The sequence below is a fragment of the Pseudoflavonifractor phocaeensis genome, assembly GCF_021531375.1.
GTDB lineage: Bacteria > Bacillota > Clostridia > Oscillospirales > Oscillospiraceae > Lawsonibacter > Lawsonibacter phocaeensis_B.
The window spans coordinates 36,986-43,703 of sequence record NZ_JADYTU010000018.1; the positions used below are offsets into that span (position 1 = coordinate 36,986).

General features: G+C 59.6%; 5 protein-coding genes. 1 reads left to right on the forward strand and 4 read right to left on the reverse strand.

The annotated features are described in order from the left end of the window. Positions 1-30: 30 nt before the first annotated feature. Positions 31-2,655, forward strand: a complete 2,625-nt coding sequence (locus tag I6E39_RS07445) for a translation factor GTPase family protein (RefSeq protein ID WP_235380975.1) — start codon at positions 31-33, stop codon at positions 2,653-2,655. Between the two features lie 122 nt (positions 2,656-2,777). On the opposite strand, the gene I6E39_RS07450 is transcribed toward I6E39_RS07445, so the two are convergent. The 4 genes from I6E39_RS07450 to I6E39_RS07465 all read right to left on the reverse strand — a co-directional run. Next, positions 2,778-3,437 carry a YdcF family protein gene (locus I6E39_RS07450; protein WP_235380976.1) on the reverse strand — a complete coding sequence of 220 codons (660 nt, stop codon included), beginning with the start codon at positions 3,435-3,437 and terminating at the stop codon, positions 2,778-2,780. Positions 3,438-3,630: 193 nt separating this feature from the next. Then, the gene (locus tag I6E39_RS07455) at positions 3,631-4,485 is read right to left on the reverse strand and encodes a carbohydrate ABC transporter permease (protein ID WP_235380977.1); all 855 of its coding nucleotides are present in this window, start codon (positions 4,483-4,485) and stop codon (positions 3,631-3,633) included. Positions 4,486-4,487: 2 nt separating this feature from the next. Continuing rightward, a complete protein-coding gene (locus I6E39_RS07460; RefSeq protein ID WP_235380978.1) occupies positions 4,488-5,366 on the reverse strand; it encodes a carbohydrate ABC transporter permease in 879 nt (292 codons plus the stop codon). Between the two features lie 186 nt (positions 5,367-5,552). Then, on the reverse strand, positions 5,553-6,718 hold a 1,166-nt coding region (locus tag I6E39_RS07465), incomplete at its 5' end, for an ABC transporter substrate-binding protein (protein ID WP_235380979.1).

Genomic DNA, 6,718 nt, shown 5'->3' on the forward strand with positions numbered 1-6,718 from the left:
GCTTAACAGTATGAAAGTGATTTTTGCGATATGAGACGAATTTGTATCGGTGTTATGGCCCATGTGGACGCGGGGAAGACCACCCTGTCCGAAGGGCTGTTATACGAGAGCGGTGCCCTGCGGAGGCTGGGCCGGGTGGACCATGGGGACGCCTTTCTGGACACTGACGTCCTGGAGCGGGAACGGGGCATCACCATCTTCTCCAAGCAGGCCCTGCTGACCCTGGGAGAGACGGAGATCACCCTGTTGGACACCCCCGGCCATGTGGATTTTTCCGCCGAAATGGAGCGGACGCTTCAGGTGCTGGACTACGCCATTCTGGTCATCAGCGGCACCGACGGGGTCCAGAGCCACACCAGGACCCTGTGGCGGCTGCTGGCGCGGTACCGGGTCCCCACGTTTTTGTTCATCAACAAGATGGACCTGGCGGGGGCGGACCGGGAGGGACTGCTGGAGCAGTTCCGGAGCCAACTGGACGGGGGCTGCGTGGACTTTGGCGGCGGCCCGGAGGTCCGGGACGAGGGAGTCGCCATGGAGAGCGAGGAGGCCCTGGAGCGCTTTCTGGACACGGGGACCGTGCCGGAGGAGATGACCGCCAGCCTGATTCGGGCACGGAAGGTGTTCCCCTGTTGGTTCGGCTCCGCTCTGAAACTGGATGGGGTGGCGGAGTTCCTGAAGGGACTGGAGACCTATACACGCCAGCCGGAGTACCCCGGAAAATTTGGGGCCCGGGTCTTTAAGATATCCCGGGACAGCCAGAATGCCCGGCTGACCTGGATGAAGATCACCGGCGGAGTTCTGAAGGCGAAGACGGTCCTCACCGGCGGACTGGGGGAGGACGCCTGGGAGGAGAAGGCGGACCAACTGCGGCTCTATTCCGGGACAAAATTCCGTCCCCTGGACCAGGCGGAGGCAGGAATGGTGGTGGCGGTCACCGGGCTGACCCACACCCGGCCCGGCCAGGGTCTGGGCGGGGAGGCGGAGGCCAAGGGGCCGGTGCTGGAGCCGGTACTCAACTACCAGCTGATCCTGCCCCAAGGGGCGGACCCCCACACCGTGCTGCCCAAGCTGCACCAGCTGGAGGAGGAGGACCCCATGCTGCGGGTGCTGTGGGACCCCCGGTGGAAGGAGATCCACGTCCAGCTCATGGGCCAGGTCCAGCTTGAAATTCTCAGACGGCTTATCGCCGACCGCTTTGGTCTGGATGTGGAGTTTGGGACGGGGAGCATCGTCTATAAGGAGACCATCGCCGAGGCGGTGGAGGGAGTGGGGCACTTTGAGCCCTTGCGTCACTATGCGGAGGTCCATCTGCTTCTGGAGCCGGGGGAGCGGGGCAGCGGCCTGCGGGTGGCCTCGGCATGCTCCACCGACCAGCTGGATCTGAACTGGCAGCGGCTTATTTTGACCCACCTGCTGGAGCGGGACCACCCCGGGGTCCTAACCGGCTCTCCTATTACGGATATGAAGATCGCCCTGGTGGCGGGGAAAGCCCACCTGAAGCACACCGAGGGGGGCGACTTCCGCCAGGCCACCTATCGGGCGGTGCGCCAGGGCCTGATGCAGGCCCGGTCCGTCCTGTTGGAACCCTTTTACGACTTCACCTTGGAGCTGCCCCCTGACTGCGTGGGCCGGGCCATGACCGACATTCAGACCATGGGCGGAGAGGTGGAGAGTCCGGAGACCCAGGGAGAGCTGTCCGTTCTGACGGGGCGGGCCCCGGTGGCCGGCCTACGGGACTACTGGCAGGAGGTCACCGCCTATACCCGGGGGATGGGGCGGCTGTCCTGCGCGCTGCGGGGCTATGAGCCCTGCCGCGACCAGGAGGCGGCCGCTGCCGCCATCGGCTACGACCCAGAGCGGGATGTGGACAACCCCGCGGATTCCGTGTTCTGCGCCCACGGGGGCGGCTTCAACGTGAAGTGGGACCAGGTGCGGCAGTACATGCATGTGGACAGCGGCCTGCGTCTGGGGGAGGAGGAGCCGGAACCTACCAGTCCCGCCGGAGGGCGGCGGGAGTACCGGGGCGGTTCTCTGGAGCAGGACAAGGAGCTCCAGGCTGTCTTTGAGCGGACCTACGGCAAGGTGGAACGCCAGGACTTCCAGCCCCAGAAGAAGCCGGCCCGCACCAGTCTGAGCGACAGCTACACCATTCGGGAGCAAAAGACCGGCCCGGAATATCTGCTGGTGGACGGCTACAACATCATCTTCGCCTGGGAGGAGTTGAACGAGGTGGCCCGGACCGATGTGGCCGCCGCCCGGGCCATGCTGGAGGATATTTTGTCCAATTACCAGGGATTTCGGAAGTGCGTGGTCATTCTGGTTTTTGACGCCTACAAGGTGAAAGGCAATCCGGGGTCGGTGGAGAAGAAGAACGGCATCTACGTGGTGTACACCAAAGAGGCGGAGACCGCCGACTCTTACATCGAGAAGGCTACCTATGACCTGAGCCGGGACCACCGGGTCCGGGTGGCCACCTCCGACGGCCTGGAGCAAATGATCATCCTGGGTCATGGGGCGCTGCGCCTGTCCGCCCGGGCCTTCAAGGCGGAGGTGGAGCAGACCAGAGGGGAGATTGCCCGGCTGGTGGCCGACTACAACGGGAGAAACCGGGACCTGAGCAAGCTGAAAAACACCGCCCGGGTCACGAAGCAGTAAAAGATCCGCCCCTGTCTGTCACAGGGGCGGATCTTTGTACGATTTTTTGAATTCATATAGCTGCGTGCGCGGCAGGCGGAACGTGGATAGGGACTGTTCCGTGTAAAGTATAAACCGCCTGGTCACGCCTCCACCAGCTCGCCGGTATAGCCCAGAGAGACCAGCGCGTGGAAAGCCTCCCAGGCCTGGGCGGGGATGTCCTGGGGGATCTGATAGCCCTTTTTGGCGTAGACGTCCATGCGCTGGAAGTCTCCCACCATAACGTCGATCACGGTCTTTTCACTGAGTCCCTGGGCCACGGAATTGCGGATGTACTCCTCCAGAGTCAGTTGGGGAGAGGTGTAGATAGCCTTGGCCTCCGGCCAGTAGACCTGCATGGCGGCGTACAGCCGCCGCTCCATAAAGGGCTTGTGGACACAGATGAGCCGTCCGGCGTCCAGACCCGCCTCCTCCAGCTTGGCGTGGGTAAACAGGATATTTTCCGCGGAGTTGGTGGAGCGGTTTTCGATGATGATGTCCTCCCGGGGAACGCCGGCCTCCATGGCGATGGCGGCGAACCGTTCCGCCTCTGTCTGGGTCCAGAGCCCCAGGGTGTTGCGGCCCAGGCCGCCGGTAAACAGGACCCGGGGGGCGTAGCCGTCCCGGTAAAGCTGGGCGCACCGAAGGGCGATGTCGTCGTTATAGCAGCCGAAGCCCACGACGCAGTCCCCTGGCTCCACGGTCATATTAAGGCGCATATAGTCCCAAATTACCTTTAAATTTTCATAAACCACAGCATTCATGAAATTGCCTCCCAGTTGTTGGACTGCCGTGTCCGGTGTGAAGAGAGGTTTCTCCCCCCTTTATTTTATGATCTCCCTGAAGAAAAAACAATACTTGGCTCAAGATACGGTCGTATAGAAAAAGGGCGCCCTCTCGAATCGTTGAGAGGACGCCCTTCGCGTTAATTTTTAGGGGAAAGCGGGAAGATCGGATTTAACCCTTGACGCCGCCGGAGGTAAGGCCGGAAACCAGGTGCTTTTCGATGGACATAAAGAGGATGACAACGGGAATGATGGCGAAGATGGAGCCTGCGAACAGGTACTGCCACTCGATCATGTTGTAGCCATTGAAGATGTTGATACCGACGGTCAGCGGCTTCAGTTCCTCGGTGGAGATCAGACACAGAGCCACAGTATACTCGTTCCAGGCATTGATGAAGATGAAGATCAGGGTGGTGACGATACCGGGAGCTGCCACGGGGAGAAGGACCCGGATCATAGCCTGGATCCGGTTGCAGCCGTCAATGGTGGCGGCCTGCTCCATATCGGAGGAGATGCTCATGAACGTGCCCCGCAGCAGCCAGATGGTAAAGGCCTGATTGAAGGCGGCGTTGATGAACACCAGACCCAGCACATTATCGGTCAGACCCATTGCGCTGATGACCTTATAGATACCGATCAGCAGCACGACGGGGGCGAACATCTGAGAGACGATGATGAAGCCCAGGAACGCGGTCTGGCCCTTGAATTCCATACGGGAGAGGGCATAAGCGGCGGGGATGCCACAGAGCATGGCCAGCAGGGTGGAGCCGCCGGCGATGATGATGGAGTTGCGCATATAGCTGCCCATGGGAGCCAATTTCCAGATGTCTACAAAGTTGGACCACATGGCGCTGATGGGGAGGATGGTGCCGTTCATGGAGAAGATCTCGGTGCGGCTTTTCAGAGCGGTGCAGAACATGACAAAGTAGGGATACAGGATCAGCATACAGATGTCAAACACCACAACGTAGAGCAGCAGTCGGGCGATGACCTTGCCCAGCGGCATTTTCTTATTGTTCAGCGTCATAATCAGTTGTCTCCTTTCTTTAAAGTGTAGACCATGTAGACGCTGGCGCAGACCAACAAGATGAGGAAGCCGATGACCGAGACGGCGGCGGCCTGTCCCTGCTTGCCATTATAGAAGGCCAGTTTGTACAGGTAAGTAACCAGTGTGTCGGTGCGGCTTGCGGGGTCGCCCTTGGTGATGGTCCAGACGATGGGGAAGGAGTTGAACACATAGATAATGTTCAGCACGGTGGCGACGGTCAGGCTGGGCTTGACCAGAGGAATTGTGATTTGGAACAGCTTCTGCCAGTAGTTGGCGCCGTCCACGGTGGCTGCCTCATAGAGAGAGGCGTCAATGGACTGCAGACCGGACAGAGTGGTGAAGCAGACAAAGGGGATGGTGACAAAGATACCGCAGGCGATCTCCCATGCGAAGAACGCTTCCGGAGTCGGAGTCCAGTTGATGTTGTGGTTGATGATGCCCAGAGTCTTTAACAGGGTGTTCAGGGCGCCGTAGTCGGTGTTGATGATGAACTTCCAGGCGCTGGCCTGAATGACCAGAGTGGTGGCCCAGGGGAACACTACGATGGCGCGGGCGATCTTGCGGCCCTTGAACTCGTTATTGAGCAGCAGAGCCAGCATGAAACCCAGCAGGGTGGACAGCCCGACGACCACGATGGTCCAGACGATGGTGTTCTGAAGCACGATGCCGAATTCCTTGCTGCCAACAACGTCCATGAAGTTTCCAAATCCGATGAATTCTTTGACCTTGCCGGTCTTGGTCACCTTGCTGAACGCCATGCGAAAGACCTGACCAATGGGGACAATGATAAAGATAGACATCAAAATGACGCTGGGCAGGATCCAGAAATAAGGTTCCGCTTTACGCAGGGTCTTTTTCACAAGTATACCCCCCCTAAGTAATGTGATCAGGGAATCGTACAAGTATGCTGCTTGCAGCCGTTTTCAAAATGTGAATCGGACAGCAGACACACTTTGAAAGCGGCTGCATTCAAAATGGGCCGGGCCAAAGCGACCCGGCCCATCGTTATGTCTTAGCGATTATGCTGATTTTATGTCGGGAGACAATCAGCCGGCGATGGTGTTCTGCAGCTCGTCCAGCAGCTCCTGAGCATTGCCGCCCAGCAGCACGTTCTGCTGCACGTTGATGACGCCCTGCTTCACGTCGGCCCACTCAGCCTTGGCAGCAGGATAGAAGTTGGCGGAACCAACGATATCAATCCAGGCGCCGGCAGCGGGATCGGCAGCGGCCATAATGGCGCCACCGGTGGAGGTAGCGGGCAGGAAGTCCTCCATGATGACCCACTCAGCGTAGCTCTCATCCTCATAGAAAGCGTCGATAACGGCGGTCACAGCGGCCAGCTCCTCATCGGAGTAGTCGTTGTCGAAGCACATGAAGCGGTCCATAACGCCAACGGAAGAGGTGCTCTTGCCCTCGTTGGCGGGGATGGAAGCGATACCGAAGTTGATGGGCTCAGCGGAGTTGGCAACATAGGAAGAAATCTGGTTGGGGCCGATCATCATGGCCAGCTTGCCGGCAGCGAACAGCTCCTGCAGGTCATAGCGGGTCTCGGTGGCGGGGTCAGTGTTGGTCAGACCGTCCTTGACCAGACCGACGATGTAGTTCACAGCCTCAACGTTCTCGGCGGAGTTCAGGGTCCAGTTGCCGTCAGCATCGACGAAACCGCCGCCGTTGGTCCAGGCGTAGTAAGCGAAGCAAGCCTGGCCCTCGTCAGTGGTCATGTCAACGCCCCAGGGATAGATGCTGGGGTCGTAAGCCTTGATCTTGGTGCAGACGTCCTTCAGCTCAGCCCAAGTGGTGGGAACCTCGCAGCCGGCAGCTTCCAGAATGTCAGAGTTGTAATACATAGCGCGGGCAGAAGCCAGATCGGGAACGGCCCAGACAGTGCCGTCAACGACAGACTGCTCCAGGAACTGGGGATAGAACTTGGCGTAGGTCTCCTCAGACACCCAATCCTCGGCGGGCAGCAGCAGATCCTCGGCCTGATAGTCGGCGAACACGTCGATGTTCAGTAGGTCGGGAGCCTGATTGTTGGCCAGGCGGGTGTTGACCACGGTGTAGATGTCGTTCCAGGAAACAACGTCAACAACCAGATCGATGTTCTCATTGGCCTTCTCGAACTTCTCCTCGAAGCCCTTCCACCAGTCGGCGGTCTTGGAGCCATACTGAGCGGCGATCACGTTCACTTCCACCTTTCCGGCGGTGGCGGGGG